At 66.9% G+C, this 19774-nt stretch carries 14 protein-coding genes; 11 read left to right on the forward strand and 3 right to left on the reverse strand.

The window, feature by feature from the left end:
• Positions 1-18: 18 nt before the first annotated feature.
• Positions 19-1638: a S1C family serine protease gene (locus KY496_RS20145; RefSeq protein ID WP_219862126.1), complete on the reverse strand. Its 1620-nt coding sequence runs from the start codon at positions 1636-1638 to the stop codon at positions 19-21.
• A 121-nt stretch (positions 1639-1759) separates the two neighbouring features.
• Complete coding sequence (locus KY496_RS20150; protein ID WP_219862128.1) at positions 1760-2545, reverse strand: class I SAM-dependent methyltransferase; 786 nt, start codon at positions 2543-2545, stop codon at positions 1760-1762.
• 329 nt (positions 2546-2874) lie between these two features.
• Here KY496_RS20150 and KY496_RS20155 point away from each other — a divergent pair, with 329 nt between their 5' ends.
• The 11 genes from KY496_RS20155 (at position 2875) to KY496_RS20205 (ending at position 17125) form a co-directional block, all read left to right on the forward strand.
• A complete protein-coding gene (locus KY496_RS20155; RefSeq protein ID WP_219862130.1) occupies positions 2875-4509 on the forward strand; it encodes a TldD/PmbA family protein in 1635 nt (544 codons plus the stop codon).
• A 13-nt stretch (positions 4510-4522) separates the two neighbouring features.
• Entirely contained in the window at positions 4523-5857 is a 1335-nt protein-coding gene (locus KY496_RS20160; RefSeq protein ID WP_219862132.1) for a TldD/PmbA family protein, read from the forward strand.
• 64 nt (positions 5858-5921) lie between these two features.
• Positions 5922-7559, forward strand: coding sequence for a TldD/PmbA family protein (locus KY496_RS20165; RefSeq protein WP_219862134.1), 1638 nt, complete (start codon positions 5922-5924; stop codon positions 7557-7559).
• A gap of 10 nt (positions 7560-7569) precedes the next feature.
• Entirely contained in the window at positions 7570-8907 is a 1338-nt protein-coding gene (locus KY496_RS20170) for a TldD/PmbA family protein (protein ID WP_005663559.1), read from the forward strand.
• A 15-nt stretch (positions 8908-8922) separates the two neighbouring features.
• Entirely contained in the window at positions 8923-9546 is a 624-nt protein-coding gene (locus KY496_RS20175; RefSeq protein ID WP_005663557.1) for a DUF4159 domain-containing protein, read from the forward strand.
• Positions 9547-9549: 3 nt separating this feature from the next.
• Positions 9550-10554: a MoxR family ATPase gene (locus tag KY496_RS20180; RefSeq protein WP_005663556.1), complete on the forward strand. Its 1005-nt coding sequence runs from the start codon at positions 9550-9552 to the stop codon at positions 10552-10554.
• A 14-nt stretch (positions 10555-10568) separates the two neighbouring features.
• Positions 10569-11453, forward strand: a complete 885-nt coding sequence (locus KY496_RS20185) for a DUF58 domain-containing protein (protein ID WP_219862136.1) — start codon at positions 10569-10571, stop codon at positions 11451-11453.
• 3 nt (positions 11454-11456) lie between these two features.
• Entirely contained in the window at positions 11457-12440 is a 984-nt protein-coding gene (locus KY496_RS20190) for a BatA domain-containing protein (RefSeq protein ID WP_219862138.1), read from the forward strand.
• The gene (locus tag KY496_RS20195) at positions 12424-14517 is read left to right on the forward strand and encodes a DUF4175 domain-containing protein (protein WP_219862140.1); all 2094 of its coding nucleotides are present in this window, start codon (positions 12424-12426) and stop codon (positions 14515-14517) included. Before KY496_RS20190 ends, KY496_RS20195 begins: the two co-directional genes overlap by 17 nt.
• Complete coding sequence (locus tag KY496_RS20200; RefSeq protein WP_219862141.1) at positions 14514-16085, forward strand: hypothetical protein; 1572 nt, start codon at positions 14514-14516, stop codon at positions 16083-16085. Before KY496_RS20195 ends, KY496_RS20200 begins: the two co-directional genes overlap by 4 nt.
• Positions 16086-16156: 71 nt before the next feature.
• Positions 16157-17125: a cation diffusion facilitator family transporter gene (locus KY496_RS20205; RefSeq protein WP_219862143.1), complete on the forward strand. Its 969-nt coding sequence runs from the start codon at positions 16157-16159 to the stop codon at positions 17123-17125.
• 16 nt (positions 17126-17141) lie between these two features.
• Here the strand turns inward: KY496_RS20205 and KY496_RS20210 are convergent, their stop codons facing one another.
• The gene (locus KY496_RS20210) at positions 17142-19565 is read right to left on the reverse strand and encodes a TonB-dependent siderophore receptor (protein WP_229520319.1); all 2424 of its coding nucleotides are present in this window, start codon (positions 19563-19565) and stop codon (positions 17142-17144) included.
• Between the last annotated feature and the right edge of the window lie 209 nt (positions 19566-19774).

Consider the following 19774-nt stretch of genomic DNA (forward strand, 5'->3'; position numbering starts at 1 on the left):
TTTTTCATGGCGGGGAGCTTATTTGCGCTCCCACACCTTCATCATGTCTTCCGACCCCTGCGTCCTGATCCCGTTGTCCGACAGGATCGATTCGGTCGCCGCCAGCGTCGCCTGGCGCGGCAGGATCATGGTCTCGCCGTAGCGCTGGTCGAAGCGCAGCACCACCTGCTCGTCCTTCAGGTCGCGCAGCAGTTCCACCAGGTGGCGCAGGCTGCGCACCTTCTCGCCGTTCACCGACTCGACCACCGAGCCGAAGCGATTGTTGTAGCCACTCACCAGCTTGTGCGGGAAGAACGGCGCGCTGATCACCACCAGCTCTTCGCGCTCCGGCGTCGGCGAGTCGCCACGCTGCGTGACCAGCGGGCTGGCATTGAAGGCATAGGCGTTCATCCCCGGCGCGCTGCCGGCGACAAAGCTCATGAATTCGCTGGTGGCGCGTGAGAAGGCGATCGGGCCATAGATGAAATAGGACGGGTAGCCGCCGTCCAGGTCCGAGATCAGCAGTGGACGCGGGCCGGTGGCCGGCACCTCGACCTTCATCTGCTTGCCGCCGCGGATGATCGTCATCGGCACCTTGCCGTTCTTCGCCACCTGCTGGATGCGGTACTGGAAGCGCACGCGCAGGTTCGAGCCCAGCTTGACCATGCCCTGGTTGTCGACCGCATGCTCGCCGATATGGGTGATCACGTCCCACTCCTTGAGCGGCCAGCTGGCGTCGACCCGGTAGGGGCGGTGCACCACCGCGCCTTCGACCGATTTGTCGAGCTTGAGGAACTGGCGCAGCGCCGGGTTTTCCAGCGTCTGCACGCTGTCGTGCAGCAGCGGCTTGCCGTCGTAGCGGCCGTCGGCCACGTCGCGCAGGAACAGTTCGATTTCCTCGTTGGGGATCACGTAGCCGATGTTCTGCGCATTGGCCGCGCCGGCGAAGGCCAGGCCGACCATGCGCTCGCCCGACACCACCGGGCCGCCGCTGTTGCCGGGATTGATCGGGGCGTCGATCTGGATCCGCAGGCCCGAGCTGAAGGCGCCGTAGTTGACGAACTCCACGCGCGAGACGATGCCGGTGGTGGTCGACAGCGAGTTGCCGCCGACCGGATAGCCGTAGGCGAACACCTGCTGGCGCACGTCGGGCAGCACGGGCGCCCTCGGCACCGGCGGACGCCTGTCGAAGAAGGACGGGTCTTCCAGTTCCAGCACGGCCAGGTCGATGCCGCGCGCCAGCGCGATCACCTTGGCGGCCACCTTGTCGCCCGACTGGCTGGCCTGCACCTCGACCTGGCTCGCATAGCCGACCACGTGGGCATTGGTCAGGATGCGCTTGCCCTCGATGATGACGCCGGAACCGGTGACCGAGGCTGGGGCCGCCTTGGTCCAGGGTTTATAGGGTTCGGGGCGGCGGATCGTGGCGAAGATCTTCACCACCGAGTTCTCGACCGCGGGCAGGACCGGCGCGGGCACGGCGCTCTTGGCGGCAGGGGGAGCAACTGCGGGAGCGACGGCGGGCGCCGTGGCAGGAGTAGGAGCAGGAGCAGGAGCAGGCATGGCCTGGACCTCGGGCAGCACGGTGTCCTGGGCGTGCGCGGCGCCGCAGGCGCCAAGGAGGAGGGCGGCCAGGCGCAATGTCGGCAGAGTCTTCATGGTTTCCTTCGAATGGACGGTTCAGGATGCATCCAGAAGAATAACCACAGGCGGCGCAAAAGGAAATACGGGAATCGTCGCGAAGGAATACCGGCCTTCCTTCGCGACGTGGCGCTTATGCTTACTGCTTGACGAACTTGAGCGTCATGCGGTCGCTCTCGCCGATGGCGAGGTACTTCTCGCGGTCCTTGTCCTTGTTGGTCAGCACCGGCGGCAGGGTCCACACGCCTTTTTCATGGTCGGCGGTGTCCTTCGGATTGGCGTTCACCTCCGACTTGGCGGCCAGCTTGAAGCCGGCGCGTTCGGCCATGCGGATCACGTATGCCTCGTGCATATAGCCGCTCGAGGCCTTGGCGTCCTGCTCCATCTTCGCCGGCAGGCGGTGCTCGACCACGCCCAGCACGCCGCCCGGCTTCAAGACCTTGTGCGCTTCCTTCAGCACGGTGAGCACGGCGTCGTCGCCATTGCCCAGCCAGTTGTGCAGGTTGCGGAAGGTGACCACCATGTCGGCGCTGTTCGGGGCGCCCAGCGCGATGCTGCCCGGTGGCGCGAACTGGACCGGGGTCACCTTGCCGTACACGGCGCCATTGGCCGCCAGCCTGTCGCGGAAGGCCTTGCCGCCGCGGCTCTCGGCGTCCGGCACGGCGCCATACAGCTTGCCCTGGTCGCGCAGGTAGGGCGCCAGGATCTCGGTGTACCAGCCGCCGCCCGGCGACAGCTCGATCACCGTCATGTTCGGCTTGATGCCGAAGAAGGTCAGGGTTTCGTAAGGGTGGCGGTAGGCGTCGCGGGCCTTGCTGGCGGCGGCGCGGTGTTCGCCGGCGATGGCGGATTTCAGGGCATCGTCCGCGTGCGCGGCGCCGGCAAGGCCGGTTGCCAGCATCGCGGCCAGGATCAGTCGTTTCATCGTGCGAGGTCTCCTTGGTGGGTGGGACGGCAGGCGATTCGCCGCCGTCAGCCCGAGGATGATCGAACAGGCAACCTCCATAGTCAAGCGTTCGCCGTATATGCATATATGGGGAATGTCCGTTGTACAGACAGTGCCCATCACAGGCAGAGAACATTGCATTGAGGTGGCACAAAGATTGCCTATTCAAAACGTTGAGTCAATGCTATGGTTGAGAGGTTTGCCGCGTGGCACACAGGCAAATCCAAAACAATAGCGATGTACATACAAGAGCGGCGCCGAGCTGTTTGCGGAACCGCTGCCCGGAAGTAGGTCATTCAGGAGAACACATGGAACGCCGTACCTTTCTCAATCTCAGCAGCCTGGCCGCCGCCTCGATGCTGTTGCCATTCGGTCGCGCGATCGCTGCCGAGGAACTGGTCAGCACGATGCCCGTCGCCGCCAAGAAGGCCCTGGCCGACGTCGCGCTGAACGCCGCCACCAAGGCCGGCGCCAGCTACGCCGACGTGCGCATCGGACGCTATCTCAACCAGTTCATCACCACCCGCGACCTGAACGTCGAGAACGTCGCCAATACCGAGTCGGCCGGCGTCGGCGTGCGCGTCATCGTGAACGGCGCCTACGGCTTCGCCGCGACCTCGGACATGTCGAACGACGGCATCGCCAACGCGGCGCGCCAGGCGGTGGCGATCGCCAAAGCGAACGCCAGGCTGCAGACCGAACCGGTGCGGCTTGCACCAGTCAAGGGCGTCGGTGAGGTTTCGTGGAGCACGCCGTACACCAAGGACTGGCGCACGGTGCCGATCGCCGAGAAGACCGACATGCTGATCGCCGCCAACAAGGCGGGCATGGAAGGCGGCGCCAACTTCATGCGCACGATGCTGTTCCAGGTGAACCAGCAGAAGTACTTCGCCTCGACCGACGGCTCGTATATCGACCAGGACGTGCATCGCCTGTGGGCGCCGCTGTCGGCCACCGCGGTCGACAAGGCCACCGGCAAGTTCCGCTCGCGCGACGGCCTGAGCTCCCCGGTTGGCAAGGGCTATGAATACTTCGACGCCCGCCCCGAGCACAAGATCAAGGCCGCCGGCGGCGTCGCCACCCTGTACACCGAGACCTACGACATCGTCGAGGACGCGCGGGCCGCGGGCCGCGACGCCAAGCGCAAGCTGACCGCCAAGTCGGTCCAGCCGGGCAAGTACGACCTGATGCTGTCGCCGGAACACCTGTGGCTGACCATCCACGAAAACGTCGGCCACCCGACCGAACTCGATCGCGTGCTGGGCTACGAGGCCAACTACGCCGGCACCAGCTTCGCCACGGTTGACAAGCTGAAGTCGAAGAGCTTCAAGTACGGCGCCCCGATCGTCAACATCTTCGCCGACAAGACCACCCCGGGTTCGCTGGGCGCGATCGGCTACGACGACGAAGGCGTCAAGACCAAGCGCTGGGACATCATCAAGGACGGCATCCTGGTCAACTTCCAGGCCACGCGCGACCAGGCCCACATCATCGGCGAGAAGGAATCGCACGGCTGCTCGTACGCGGACGGCTGGAACACGGTGCAATTCCAGCGCATGCCGAACGTGTCGCTGGCGCCGGGCAAGGCCAGGCTGACCCCGGACGAGATGGTCAAGGGCATCAAGAAGGGCATCTATATCATCGGCGACGGCTCGTTCTCGATCGACCAGCAGCGCTACAACTCGCAGTTCGGCGGCCAGCTGTTCTTCGAGATCAAGGACGGCAAGATCGGCCAGATGCTGGAAGACGTGGCCTACCAGTCGAACACCCAGGAATTCTGGGGCGGCTGCAGCGCGATCTGCGACGAGCGCGACTGGCGCATGGGCGGCTCCTTCTTCGACGGCAAGGGACAGCCGCCGCAGATCAGCATCGTCTCGCACGGTTCGTCGACCGCGCGCTTCAACGGCATCAACGTGATCAACACCGCTCGCAAGATCGGCTAAGGCAGGGACGCACATGAGCATCTTGACCCAGGAACAAACAAAAAAGATCAGTGACCGCGTGATGTCGCTGACCAAGGCCGACGAGTGCATCGTCAACATCGAAGGCAGCACCATCGGCAACATCCGCTTCGCCCGCAACGCCGTCTCGACCGCCGGCCTGGCCGACGACACCCGCGTGCAGGTGCAGGTCGCATTCGGCAAGAAGCAGGGCACGGCCACCATCAACGAGTTCGACGACAAGTCGATCGAGCGCGCCGTGCGCCGCGCCGAAGACCTGGCGAAGCTGGCGCCGGACAATCCGGAATTCATCCCGGCGATCGCCAAGACCGCCTACAAGCCGTCCGACACTTTCGTGCAGAAGACCGCCGACATCGATCCGGAGTACCGCGCGCAGGCCGCCGCCTACGCGATCGAGGGGTGCCGCAAGCGCGGCCTGGTCTCGGCCGGCTTCTTCACCGACCGCACCAGCTTCGAGACCGTCGCCAACTCGAACGGCCTGTTCGGCCACCAGGTCGCGACCTCGCTCGACTTCACCCTGACCGTGCGCACCGAAGACGGCCGCGGTTCGGGCTGGGTCAAGCGCTCGGCGCGCGACGTCACCAAGTTCGACCCGCGCGAAGCGGCCGAGATCGCGATCGAGAAGGCCTTGCGCTCGGTCGACGCGAAGGCGCTGGAGCCGGGACGCTACACCGTGATCATGGAGCCGGCGGCGACGTCGGACCTGCTGTCCTTCATGCTGGGCGGCTTCGACGCGCGCCGCGCCGACGAGGGCCGCAGCTTCCTGTCAAAGGCCGGCGGCAAGAATCGGCTGGGCGACAAGCTGTTCGACAGCCAGGTCAACATCTGGTCCGACCCATGGGACAAGGACGTCGCCGTGCTGCCATGGGACAACGACATGCTGCCGCGCGAACGCGTGGAGCTGGTCAAGGACGGCAAGATCAACGCCCTCGACTACTCGCGCTACTGGGCGCAGCAGAAGAAGCAGCGCGCGGTGGGCGCGGCCGGCAACATCATCATGGCCGGCACCAACAAGACCACCGAGGAGCTGATCGCCAACACCAAGAAGGGCGTGCTGGTCACCCGCACCTGGTACATCCGCATGGTGGACCCGCAATCGGTGCTGCTGACCGGCCTGACCCGCGACGGCACCTTCTACGTCGAGAACGGCAAGATCAAGCATCCGATCAAGAACTTCCGTTTCAACGAAAGCCCGGTGACGATGCTGAACAATATCGAAGAGATCGGCAAGCCGGTGGTGATCGGCGCCGACGAAGCGCGCTACTCGATGCTGATCCCGTCGATGAAGATCCGCGACTTCAACTTCACGTCGCTGTCGGACGCCGTTTAACGTAGGGTGGGCGGCTTGTCCGCCCACGCGGATGCCACCCGAGGGCACCGCACCTGGAGAATTCATGGAACGTCGTAAATTCCTGCAGATCGGCGCCGGCACTGCCGGCGCCATGCTCATTCCGGTGTTCGGCAACGCGATCGCGGCCGAAGACCTGCTCAAGCCGATGGCGGCAAGCGCCAAGAAGGTCCTGGCCGACACCGCCATGGGCGCGGCCACCCAGGCCGGCGCGTCGTATTGCGACGTGCGCATCGGCCGCTACCTGAACCAGTTCATCGTCACGCGCGACCTGAACGTCGAAAGCATCAACAATACCGAATCGAGCGGCGTGGGCGTGCGCGTGATCGCCGACGGCGCCTACGGCTTCGCCTCGACCAACAGCATGACCGCGGACGGCGTCGCCCAGGCCGCGCGCCAGGCGGTGGCGATCGCCAAGGCCAACGCCAGGCTGCAGATCGAGCCGGTGCGCCTGGCGCCGGTCAAGGGCGTGGGCGAAGTGGCATGGGCCACGCCGATCAAGAAGGATTGGCGCACCCTGCCGGTCAAGGAAAAGGCCGACATGCTGATCGCCGCCAACAAGGCCGGCCTGGATGCGGGCGCGAACTTCATGACCGCCTCGCTGTTCCAGATCAACCAGCAAAAATACTTCGCCTCGACCGACGGCTCCTATATCGACCAGGACGTGCACCGCCTGTGGGCCCCGATCAATGCCACCGCGGTCGACAAGGCCACCGGCAAGTTCCGCTCGCGCGGCGGCCTGGGCGCCCCGGCCTCGATGGGCTATGAATATTTCGACGCGCGTCCCGAAGACAAGGTGCGCGCCGCCGGCGGCGTCACCACGCTGTACACCAAGTCCTACGACATCGTCGAGGATGCGCGCCTGGCCGGCAGGCAGGCGCGCGAGAAGCTCAGCGCCAAGTCGGTCGAGCCGGGCAAGTACGACCTCGTGCTCAGTCCCGAACACTTGTTCCTGACCATCCACGAAAACGTCGGCCACCCGACGGAACTGGACCGCGTGCTCGGTTACGAAGCCAACTATGCCGGCACCAGCTTCGTGGGCCTCGACAAGTGGCAGAGCAAGAAATTCAAGTACGGCGCCGAGCGCGTCAATTTTGTCGCGGACCGCACCACGCCGGGCTCGCTGGGCCTGATCGGCTACGACGACGAGGGCGTGCCGGCCAAGCAGTGGGACATCATCCGCAACGGCGTCCTGGTCAACTACCAGGCCACGCGCGACCAGGCCCACATCATCGGCGAGAAGGAATCGCACGGCTGCTCGTACGCCGACAGCTGGAGCACGGTGCAGTTCCAGCGCATGCCGAACGTTTCGCTGGAGCCGGGCAAAGCGCGCCTGACGCCGGACGAGATGGTCAAGGACGTCAAGAAGGGCATCTATATCCTGGGCCGCGGCTCCTACTCGATCGACCAGCAGCGCTACAACTTCCAGTTCGGCGGCACGCTGTACTACGAGATCAAGAACGGCAAGATCACCGGCCCGCTCGAGGACGTGGCCTACCAGGCGAATACCCAGGAATTCTGGAATGCCTGCTCGGCCATCTGCGACGAGCGCGACTGGCGCATGGGCGGCTCCTTCTTCGACGGCAAGGGGCAGCCGAGCCAGGTGAGCGCGGTGTCGCACGGATCGAGCACCACCCGCTTCAACGGCATCAACGTCATCAATACCGCACGCAAGATCGGATAAGGAGACCAGGATGAAATCCCTGAATCAGGAACAAGCAAAACGTATCACCGATCGCGTGCTGTCGCTGTCGAAAGCCGACGAGTGCACGGTGGGGATCGAAGGCAGCCGCGTCGGCAACGTGCGCTTCGCGCGCAACAGCGTGTCGACCGCCGGCCTGACCGAAGACATGCAGCTGGTCGTGCGCGTGGCCTTCGGCAAGCGCAGCGGCACCGCCGTGATCAACGAATTCGACGACAAGTCGCTGGAAAAGGCCGTGCGCCGCGCCGAGGAACTGGCGAAGCTGGCGCCGGAGAATCCGGAATTCATGCCCGCCATCGCCAAGCAGGAATACCGCGCCACCACCACCTTCGTGCCCAAGACCGCGGCGATCGACCCGGACTTCCGGGCCGAGGTGGCGGCCACCTGCATCGAGCTGGCGCGCAAGAACAAGCTGGTCACCGCCGGCTTCTTCACCGACAGCACCCGTTTCTCGACCATCGCCAACTCGAACGGCGTGTTCGGCCACCAGGACTTCACCGACCTGTCGTTCAGCCTCACCGCGCGCACCGAGGACGGCCGCGGTTCCGGCTGGGTGACCCGCTCGGCGGTCGACGCCGCGCGCTTCGACGCGCGCGAAGCGGCCGAGATCGCGATCGAGAAGGCGCTGCGTTCGGTCGAGGCGCGCGCGCTGGAACCGGGCCGCTACACCGTGATCCTGGAGCCGGCGGCGACCTCGGAAATCCTCGGCAATATGTTCGGCGCCTTCGACGCGCGTTCGGCCGACGAGGGCCGCAGCTTCCTGTCGAAGGCCGGCGGCAAGAACCGCCTGGGCGACAAGCTGTTCGACAGCCAGGTGAACATCTGGGCCGACCCGTGGGACAAGGACGTGCCGGTCGCGCCATGGGACAACGAATCGCTGCTGGCGCGTGAACGCACCGAGCTGGTCAAGGATGGCCGCGTCGCCTCGCTCGACTACTCGCGCTACTGGGCGCAGAAGACCGGCAAGCGCGCCACCGCGGGTCACGGCAATATGATCATGGCGGGCGGCACCAAGTCGCTGGAAGAGCTGATCGAAGGCACCAAGAAGGGCATCGTGGTCACCCGCACCTGGTATATCCGCATGGTCGATCCGCAGTCGCTGCTGCTCACGGGCCTGACCCGCGACGGCACCTTCTACGTCGAGAACGGCAAGATCAAGTACCCGCTCAAGAACTTCCGCTTCAACGAGAGCCCGGTCACGATCCTGAACAATATCGACGAACTGGGCAAGCCGCAGATCATCGGCGGCGACGAAGTGCCGTTCCAGATGGTGCTGCCGCCGATGAAGGTGCGCGACTTCAACTTCACCTCGCTGTCCGACGCGGTCTGACGGTTGCGAATGTAAATGGCGAGTTACGACTTCTACTTCACGCGCCTGATGTATGAATCGGGCAACTGGGACGTAGATATCCGCATGCCCAGCAACGTGCTGAACTCCCTGGTGGAGTACACCACGTTGCGGGTGGATACGACCGAGCGCATGGTGGCCCTGTCGGATCCGAAGATGCTGCAGGCGCCGTTCTGCTACCTGGCCGGCCACAAGCTGGTGCAGTTCACCCCGGCGGAACGGAGCAATTTCGAGAAGTACGTGCGCGGCGGCGGCTTCGTCTTCGTGGACGATTGCAACCACGACATCGACGGCTTGTTCGCCAAGTCGTTCGAGGCCGAGATGGCGAAGATCTTCGGGCTGCATGCGCTCAAGAAGATCCCGAACAACCATCCGCTGTACTCGTGCTTCTTCAAGTTCGAGGACGGGCCGCCGACGACGTCGATGGAACTCAATGGCTGGGGCGACGACCTGGTGCACGAGTACCTGAAGGCGATCGAGATCGGCGGGCGCGTGCGCGTGCTGTACTCGAACAAGGACTATGGCTGCGAATGGGATTACGACTTCCGCAACAAGCGTTTCCTCGCGGTCGACAATACCCGCTTCGCGGTGAACATCATTCAATATGCGTTGGGAGCATGACCAGTGTCGCAACAAGATGCAGTAGCGTGGAATGAACAGGATATCGCCGCCCTGACGGCGAAAGTGGGCGCACTGAAGGCCAGCATGGCGCGCGTGATCATCGGCCAGGAAGAGGTGGTCGAACTGCTCGTCACCTGCCTGCTGGCGGGCGGCCACGCGCTGGTCGAAGGCGTGCCGGGGCTGGGCAAGACCCTGCTCGTCAAATCGCTGGCGCAAGCCACCGACATGCAGTTCCGCCGCGTGCAGTTCACGCCCGACCTGATGCCGTCGGATATCGTCGGCACCGAGATCCTGGAAGAAGACGCGAGCACTCGCCAGCGCGTGTTCCGCTTCCAGCCCGGCCCGGTGTTCACCCAGGTGCTGCTGGCCGACGAGATCAACCGCGCCCCGCCCAAGACCCAGTCGGCGCTGCTGGAGGCGATGCAGGAGCGTTCGGTGACCTTCGCCGGCCAGACCCACAAGCTGCCGCGGCCCTTCTTCGTGCTGGCCACGCAGAACCCGATCGAACAGGCCGGCACCTATCCGCTGCCCGAGGCCCAGCTCGACCGCTTCCTGCTGCGCATCGACGTGGTCTATCCGACCGAGGACGAAGAAGTGCTGATGGTCTCGCGCACCACCCATGCCGGCCTGCAGGATGCCGAACCGGTGATGGACGTCGAGACCCTGCTGCGCCTGCAGCAGCTGGTGCGCGACATCGAGATCGGCGACCACCTGGTGCGCTATGCGACGCGCCTGGTGCGCGCCACCCGTCCGAGCGAGACCACGGTCGACGCGGTCAAGAAGCACATCGGCTGGGGCGCCGGCCCACGCGCCGGCCAGGCGCTGGTGCTGGCCTCCAAGGCGCGCGCCCTGATGCAGGGCCGGCTGGCGGTGACCCGCGACGACATCGGGGCCATGCTGCTGCCGGTGCTGGCGCACCGTGTGCTGCGCAACTTCGAGGCCGAGGCCGACGGCATCGCCATCGCCGACGTGCTGCAGGCGCTGCAGAGCGAGATCAAGGTTCCGTAACGGGCGTTCGCTGCATGTCGTTAGCCAATACCGCGCTGATCGCGCACACGCAAAAGCTCGACCTCGTGATCCGCCACGTGCTGGCGGGCCTGGGCCATGGCATCCACGCCGGGCGCGAACGCGGGGCGGGCGTCGAGTTCTCGGAATACCGCGCCTACGTGCCCGGCGACGAGTGGCGCCGCGTCGACTGGAAGCTGGCGGCGCGCGCCGACCGCTACTTCGTGCGCGAGGCCGAGCGCGACAGCCACGTGGCGGTCTGGCTGGTGCTCGATGCCAGCGCCTCGATGGCGGAGCCGAGCCGCAGTGCCCCCGGCCTCGACAAGCTGGCCTATGCGCGCATGCTGCTCGGCTGCGTCGCCGCGATCGCGCAGCGCCAGGGCGACGCCTTCGGCCTGGTGGTGCTCGGTGGCGGCAAGGTGGCGTTCACGCCGGCCTTGCGCGGACCGCGCCACTTGCAGCGCGTGCTGTCCCAGCTCCAGCGCGCCGAACCGGATGGCGACCTGCCGGATGCCGCGACCCTGAAGGCGAGCCTGCACTTCGCCCAGTCGCCGAGCGCGATCTATGCGGCCAGCGACCTGCTCGATTGGCCGTCGCCGCTGTCGGTCGCCCTGATTCGCCTGCGCCAGATGCGCCACGACGTGCGTGTGCTGGGACTGCAGACGCAGGCCGAGGTCGACGCCAGCTTTTCCAGCGACCTGGCCTACCGCGATCCGGAACGCGAAGAGGGCGTGTTCCGCTTCGGCGCCGACCTCAAGGAAGGCTACCGCCGCAACCGCGAAGCCCACTTCGACACCCTCACGGCGCAGTGCCGCAAGAACGATATGCCGCTGACCCTGGCCGCGATCGAGCAGTCGCCGATCGAGGTGCTGCGGAGCTGGCTGCGACGCCCGGGAAGGTAACTCATGAATGCATTCTGGTGGCTCGCGCTGCCTGTTCTCCTCCTGCCGGTCTGGTGGCACCGCAAGAAGCGCGTGCAGAACCAGGCGGCGCCAATGGCGACCGCACGCTTCCTGCCGCGCACCGAGCCGCGCCAGACACGGGTCTGGCGCTGGAGCAATCCGCTATTGCTGCTGGTGCGCTGCCTGCTGCTGCTGGCGCTCATTGCCTGGCTGGCCGACCCGGTCTATCCGTGGCGCGGCGATACGGTCGTGGTGACGCAAGGCGCCGACCCCGCATGGGTCGAGCGCGAAGCGACGCAAGCCGGCCTGGCGGACGCCGAGCGCGTCACGCTGCCCGCCGCGCAGGCCCTGGGCTGGGTGCACACGCACGAACGCGAGTGGCGACCGGACGCGCGGCTGCTGGTGCTGGGCGAGGTGCCGATGCCGGCCGCCAGGCCGGCGTTCGGCCGTGCGGTCGAGGTGCGTACCCAGGCCGCCACGCCCGCCAGGGTCGAGCGCCACGTCCACATCGCCAGCGAGCGCGCCGCCGAGTGGCGCCGCATGTTCATCGCGCAGGGAGGGCCAGAGAAAATCATCATCGACGACACGCCGGGCGCCGCGACGTCGCTGATCGTCTGGGACCGCGCCGCAGCCCCGCCAGCCTCGTTGCGCGCGTCGTTGTGGTGGGTGACGAACCCATCCGCCTTCCCCGAACTGGCCAAGGCGCCTGCGCTGGACGGCCTGCGCTACGCCGACAGCGCGCGCGGCCGCCTGTGGCATCATGCCGGCTGGCCGCCGCAAGATCCGGACGCCGCCCGCGCGCTGCTCGACGACTGGCAGCAGCTGCACGTCGGCCCGCGTCCATTCATGATGGCGTCGCAGGCATTCACGGCGAACGGCGCCGCCGATGCGCCGGAACCGGGCGGCGCGCTGCGCGGCGTCCTGCTGGCCGTCCTGGCCGCACTCTTCGTACTGGAAAGGAGTCTCACGCATGCACGGAGGCGTTGAGATCACCAAACGGGTATGGCGCGCAGCCCAGCTGCGCCGCCTGCCGCTGTGGATAGGCGGCGCGCTGCCATGGCTGGCGATTCCATCGGGACCGGGCCTGCTGGCCTGGGCCGGCTGGTGCGCGCTGGACTGGGTCAAGCTGCGCCGCCGCGTCACCTTCGAGTGGACCGCCTGGCTGGACGGCGCCGTGCCCGAGATGGAGGATAGCGCGGCCCTGCTCGAGCAGGCCGATTCGCCGATCGCCCGCTTGCAGCAGCAGCGCCTGTTCGACCGCCTGGACGCCGTCATTTCGCCGGCCCAGCTGCGCCGGATCGTCGCGCGCCATGTGTCGAGCGGTTATCCGATCATCCTGGTCAGCGCCGTGCTGGCGGGGATGGTGTGGTATGCCACCACCAGGCCGTCCGATGGCGCGGCCCCTGTGGCGCCGAGCCCGGTCGGCAGCGCGACCGCGGCCACGCTGGCCCAACTCACCATCAAGCTGGCGCCGCCGGCCTATACCGGCATCAAGGCATCCGAATCGGCGCCGCGCGACCTGCAGGCGCCCGAGCAGACCGTGGTCAGCTGGTGCCTGAAGGACGGCACGGCAGGCGACAACAGGATCGAACTGGGCAACGGCCAGGTGCTCGAGCCGGGCAAGGAGTGCGCGCGCTGGACCGCCACCGAATCGGTGGTGTGGCGCTGGCGCGGCCAGCGCCACACGCTGCGCGTCATCCCCGACCAGCCGCCCGAGATCACGATTCTTGCTCCGACCCAGATGATCCAGGACCTGCGCGAGAACGCGACCGGCACTGCGATGGCGATCCGGATCCGCGACGACTACGCGATCCGGCGCGCCACCCTGCACATGACGCTGGCGCGCGGCAGCGGCGAGAACGTCAAGTTCACCGACCGCGAGATGCCGCTGCCGGCATCCAGCGATCCGAAGCGGCGCGACTGGTCGAAGCAATGGTCGCTCGCCGAGCTGGAAATGGAACCGGGCGACGAGCTGTATTTCTTCGTGCGCGCGACCGACAACGCCGGCCGTCCCCAGACCGTGCAGTCGCCCACCTACACCGTGCGCCGGCCGGCGCCGGAACAGGAGGCGGAAGAAGAGAGCGCGGCGATGCCGTCGCTGGTCAAGCCGGCGTCGCTGCGCAGCCAGCGCCAGATCATCATCGACACCGAACAACTCATCGCCGACATGCGCGGGACGAAGATCGCGGCCGACGAGGTACGCGACCGCAGCGAACGCATCGCCAACGACCAGGCGCAGCTGCGCCGGCGCTATGGCCAGTTCCTGGGCGAGGAGTCGACGCTGTTCGCCGACAACGCCGGTTCCGGCACCGGCGGCGCGCAAAAGCAGGACGAGCATGACGATCACGAAGGCCATGAGCACGGCCCCGGCGAGCATCCGCACGAGGAAGGCCACGGCCACGACCACGGCAGCCCGAACACCCGCAAGAGCGCCATCGTGAACCAGACCCAGCACATCCTCGAAGCCTATGGCCACGCCCATGACGAGGCCGAGAACGCGACCATGTACGACGAGGGCACCAAGAAGGTGCTGCGCCGCGCGCTGGTCGCGATGTGGGACGCCGAGAAGTCGCTGCGCGCGATCGCGCCAAAGACCGCCTTGCCGCCCGAGCACAAGGCCCTGGAAGCGATCAAGGAGTTGCAGCAGGCCGAACGCATCTACCTGCACAAGACCGCCTTCACCCCGCCGCCGATCAAGGAAGAAAAACGCATGACCGGCGAGATGGCCGGCGCCGCCAGTTACCGCCGCGAACAGGCGACAGAAGCGTCGCCGCTGCCGGAGGAACTGCGCGCGCTGGTGGCCTCCCTGTCAGGCGAGGCCGCGCTGCCTGCGCTGTGGATGCGCACCGCCAACGACTGGGTGCGTACGCGCCTGAAGGACGACGAACAGCGCCTGGCCGCCCAGCGCGCGATCCAGGACGTGGCCGACGGCTGCATCGCCTGCCGTCCGGTGCTGCGCGCCTGGCTGCGCACCGGCGCCGGCGAGGGCCAGGTGCTGCTGCAGGCCAGCAGCAAGGTCGAGACCCCGTTCGCACGCCACTGGCGCGAGGCGGGCGCGCCATGAACCAGACCCTGCTCATCGGCCTCATCGCCCTGGCCGGCGTCGTCAGCGCCGTGCTCTACCTGCGCCGCCGCCAGTGGCTGGACGCGCTGCTGGTCGTCGTCGCGGCCACCGCCCTGGGCCTGTTCGCGGCCGACCTGCGCGTGCCCGGCGAGGCCGGCCGCACGCTCGCCGTCGACCCGGCCGCGCCGCCGCTGTCGTTGCTACCCTCGCTCCAGGGCGTGAACGCGTTGCGTCTCGAAGGCGACGGCCTGCGCGCCGCCGCATGGAACGACCTGCCGGCCCTGCCGCTCGCCTGGCAGGCGCCGAAGGGCGGCGCGCTGCGCCTCGACTTCCCGAGCCAGGTGGCCCTGGGCCGCCTGTTTACCCTCAAGGTCGAGCGCGAAGACAAGACCGAGAATAAGAAAGAGATTCAGGAAGAGATTCGCCTGGAACTGCTGGCCGAGAACGGCCAGCCGATCGCGCAGGCGCGCGGCGCGGGCACTCTGACCGTCGAGTGGATGCCGCCGGTAGCCGAGCGCGTCGTCCTCAAGGCGCGCCTGCTGGACGCGAACGACAAGGTGATCGCCGAAGGTCCGGTGCCGTTCACCGTGCACGAGCCGGTCCAGTTGCAGGTCGTGGGCCGCTTCGGCGCGCCGTCGTTCGACCTGCGCGTGCTCAACGACCTGCTGGCCGGCAGCGGCGCGCTGCTCGACTGGCAGGTCACGCTGGGGCGCGACATCACCCGCCTTGAACAGCCGCGCGAAGAGATGACGGCGCCTAACCTGATGGTGATCGATGCCGCCCGCTTCGAGCGCATGGGTGGCGGCGAACGTGCCGCGTTGCTCGAGCGCGTGGCCGCCGGCATGCCGCTCCTGGTGCTGGGCGGGAATGCGAACGATCCGGGCGTCTGGTCGCGCACCCTGCAATTGCCGCTGCGCGTGCAGCCGCTGGGCGGCAAGCTGGAGGCCCCGTTGGAGATGCCGCTGGCGCCGATGCTGCCGACGGCGCGCGAGGCCGGCCCCTGGCTCGGCGCGGATGACATGGTCTGGACCCGCGACTGGAAAAAGGGCCGCATCGCCTGGCTGGGCGTGAGCGAATGGCACCGCCACGCGATCGCCGAACCGCGCAAGCTGGCGCTCTGGTGGCAGGGTGTGCTCGACCGCGTCGGCGTCGAGCGCCGCCAGGAGACCGAATGGCTGGCTGGCGCCGAGATGCCGCTGCCCGGACAGCGCCTGGAAGTCTGCGCCCGTGGCGTCGAGGGCGAGGTCGCCTTCCCCGAACTGAAGCAGGCCTTGCGCTGGCAAGCCCGCGCCGATCGCACCGACGCTTCCTGCGTTGCGCTGTGGCCGCAGAAGTCCGGCTGGCTGCGCATCGCGGACCGCAAGGCGGGCGCGCATGCCGTCTACGTGTATGCGGAAAACGACTGGCCGCAGTGGCAGGCCATGCAAAAGCGCGACGCAACGGCGCGTTACGCCGTCCGCACGCCGCTTGGCGCCCGGGAAGGGCCGACCCGCCCGATGCCGGCCTGGCCGTTCGCCCTGGCCTTCGCCTCCGCGATGCTGCTGCTATGGTGGCGCGAACGCAGGTAGCGGCAGGTGCGTGGCCGTACGGATCTCCGTAACGCAGTGCTCCATCATGTGCACTCGAACGGGAGAAAAGTATGAATCAAGCAGCACAGGTCGGCGAACGCGGCGCGGCGCCCGAACCGCCGCGTCAGGATTCGCGCAAGGTAATCTACGCGGCCATCGTGGCCAATCTTGGGATTGCCATCGCCAAGTTCATCGTAGCGGGCATCACCGGCAGCGCCGCGATGGTCGCCGAGGGCATCCACTCCGCAGTGGATACCGGCAACGAGCTGCTTCTGCTGCTGGGCGAACGCCGTAGCGCGCGCAAGCCCGACCGCAAGCATCCTTTCGGCTACGGAAAATCCCTGTACTTCTGGGCGCTGATCGTCGCGTTGTCGGTGTTTTCGCTGGGCGGCGGGCTGTCGATCTACCACGGCGTCGCGGCGCTGCAGGATCCGCCGCCACTGGAGGACCCTCTATGGAACTATGTGGTCCTGGGCGCGGCCGCCCTGTTCGAGGGCTATAGCTGGAATGTGTCGCGCAAGGCGCTCAACGCGAAGCGCGGTCCCGGCATGACGCTGTGGCAAACGGTCCGCGCCAGCAAGGACGCCTCGGTATTTACTGTATTCATCGAGGATTCGGCCGCGCTGCTGGGCATCGCGATCGCTGCGGCCGGCATCGCTGTCGGCCATTATTTGGACAATCCCTACGCTGACCCGGTGGCGTCGATCCTGATCGGGCTGCTGCTGGTGGGGGCGGCCGTCACGCTGGCGCGCGAGACCGGCGGCCTGCTGGTGGGGGAGGGCATCGACGGCGCGCAACTGGAGTCGTTGTGCGCGCTGTTCCTGCGCGAGCCGGCGCTCGAGAGCGTGACGAGCCTGCGCACCATGCAGCTGGGCCCTGAGGAGGTGCTGCTCGCAGCTTCCGTGAAATTCCGCCGTGGGCTGCAGATCGGTGAAGTGGAGCAGGCGATCGCCCGCATCGAAACGGCGATCGGCGCCGCCAATCCGGTGGTCCGCCATGTGTATTTCGAGGCGTCTGGACTGCGCTCGGCACTGCGCTGAGCCGAGCGCGCCAGTCTCAGAACGTATAGTCCGCCTTCACATACGCCGAGCGCCCGTTCATCCCGAACGGGCAGGTCTCCCAGCAGTGCGTGAAGCCCATCTGCGGGAAAGGCGCCGCGCGTTCGGGGTCCCAGCGCGTCGGATAGGTGTCGAACAGGTTGTTCACGCCCGCCGACAGGCTGAGGTTCTTGTTGAAGGCATAGCGGCCGGTCAGGTCGACGATCCACTTCGCCTCCCAGGTCTGCACGAACGGCGCCGTGAACCCTTGCCCCTGCACCTCGCCGAAGTAGTTGGCGCGCGCCGTCACGTTCCACGGTCCGGTGGTGTAGTCGGCCGACACCACGTGGTGTTTGCGCGGCTGGCCGCGTTCGATCAGCGTCACCTGGGCGTCGTCGAACAGCTGGGCGCCGGTGAGCACCGGCGACTGCGAGTGGCGGTCGTCGACCTCGGTCTTATTGAAGCCCAGCTGGCCCGACAGCACCAGGGTCGAGCCCTGGGCCCGGATGGTCTGCTGCGCCACCAGGTCGAAGCCGGTGGTGGTGGTGTCGATCGCATTGGTGAAGAACTGGGCCTGGCCCACGCGCAGCGGATCGAGGATGTTGCGGATCGGGCAGGCGGCCGGCGTCGGGCAGGGGCCGGACTCCGGCGCGATATTGCTGGAGAAGACGATGCGGTCGTCGATCCTGGTGCGGTAGACGTCGGCGGTGAGCGAGAAGCCCTGGCTCGGGCGCAGGATCATGCCGATGCTGGCGCTCTTCGAGGTTTCTTCCTGCAGCGGCGCGATGCCGAAGGCGCGCGTGACGGCGCTGTCTTCGCGCGCGGTCAGGGTCTCGGTCAGCACGCCGGCGGCGTTCAGGTTGGTCGAGACCGAGCTGTAGAACTTCTGCTGCACGCCCGGCGCCCGGAAGCCGGTCGAGGCGCTGCCGCGGATCCCGACCGTGCGGCTTGGGTCCCAGCGCAGGCTCAGTTTGCCGATCGTGGTGTTGCCGAAGTCCGAGTAGCGTTCGTGGCGCGCCGCGGCGCCGAGCGTGACGCTGGCGCCGAACTTGCGCTCGAGGTCCAGGTAGTAGGCGGTGTTGTGGCGGCCCTCGTCGACCGCGGTGCTCGGGGTGTAGCCGGGGAAGCCCTGGATGCCCGAGGCGGCGATGCCGCCGTTCTGGTCGCGGATGATGATGGCCGGATTGTTGTTGCGGCCATACTGGTACGAGACCGGGTCGCCAGCCTCGATTTCGTAGTTGTCGCGCCGCCATTCGAAGCCGGCGGCCACGAACAGCTCGCCGCCCAGCACGTTCACCGGCCCCTTGAAATCGAGGTTGAAGGTGGTCTGCTCGAACTTGAGCGTGCCGGTGTCGGCCGACGTCGGCGATTCGCCGTTCTCGTACCAGTAGCTGACATTGACCGAGTTCCGCTCGTGGAACTTGAGCTGGCTGCGGCCGTGGTTGACGCTGACGTCGGCGTTCCAGCCGTTGGGCAGGTCGTGGCGGTAGCCGACGGCCAGCGAAGCGTCCTGCACGGTGGTCACGATATTCGGCAGGAAGCCGTTTGGATAGAGCTCGGGCACGTTGCGCGAATCCTCGGCCGGGCGGAAGAAGCCGCCCGAATCGCCCTTGCGCCTGGAGGCGCCGCCGAAGGCATACAGTTCGCCGCCGGCGGTCGGGATGGCCGAATTCATCCACAGATAGTAGTCCTTGGTGTTGCTGTCGCCCAGGCGCTGGGTCACGCGCGGCGGGTCGACGCGCAGGGTGTCCGGGCCGGCGCGATTGGTTTCGTCGCGCTTCCTGGCCTCGACCGACAGGTTCAGGTAGCCGCCGTCGGCCCCCAGCGCGAAGCCGCGGTTGGCGCTGGCCGAATAGGTGTCGCCATCGCCTTCGTCGGTGGTGCCGGCGCTGGCGCTCAAAGTGCCGTTGCCGGCGCCCTTCTTGAGGATGATGTTGATGACGCCCGCGATCGCGTCCGAACCGTACTGCGCCGCCGCGCCGTCACGCAGCACCTCGATCGACTGGATCGCCGACAGCGGGATCGCATTGATGTCGGTGCCGGCCGAGCCGCGGCCGATGGTCTGCTGCACGTTGACCAGGGCTTGCTGGTGACGGCGCTTGCCGTTGATGAGCACCAGCAGCTGGTCCGGGCCCAGGCCGCGCAGGGTGGCGGGGCGGATGATGTCGGTGCCGTCGCTCACGAAGGTGCTGGTGAAGTTGAACGAAGGGTCGAGGTCTTGCAGCACCTTGCCCAGTTCGAGCGTGCCGGCGGACTGGATGTCCTTGCTGTTGATGAGGCCCACCGGAACCGCAGTGTCGAGCGCGGTCTTGGCCTGGGTGCGCGAGCCGAGCACCACGACCTGCGACATATTGCTGTCCGTCTCCTGGGCGCTGGCGGGCGCCAGCGCCGCCATCAGTGCCGACGCCAGCAGGGCGCGTTGCGGCAGTGTTTTCTTGTTCAACTTCCTGGTCATCCTCTACCCCCTGCATTGAGTTTTGTCATGTCATCCGCTTGTTCGGATGTCATTTGATGTTAGCAATGGGGTATGTCTCTACACCACGAAGTTATTGAAATAAGTAAATACGAAGGTGAATAGGCGGGGTGGTCGTCGCGCAAAAGAGACGCGCCCTCACACTTCACGACATATTCATGAGTGTCGGGTAATGCATT

The organism is Massilia sp. NP310, from assembly GCF_019443485.1.
GTDB classification, from domain to species: Bacteria; Pseudomonadota; Gammaproteobacteria; order Burkholderiales; family Burkholderiaceae_D; genus Telluria; species Telluria timonae.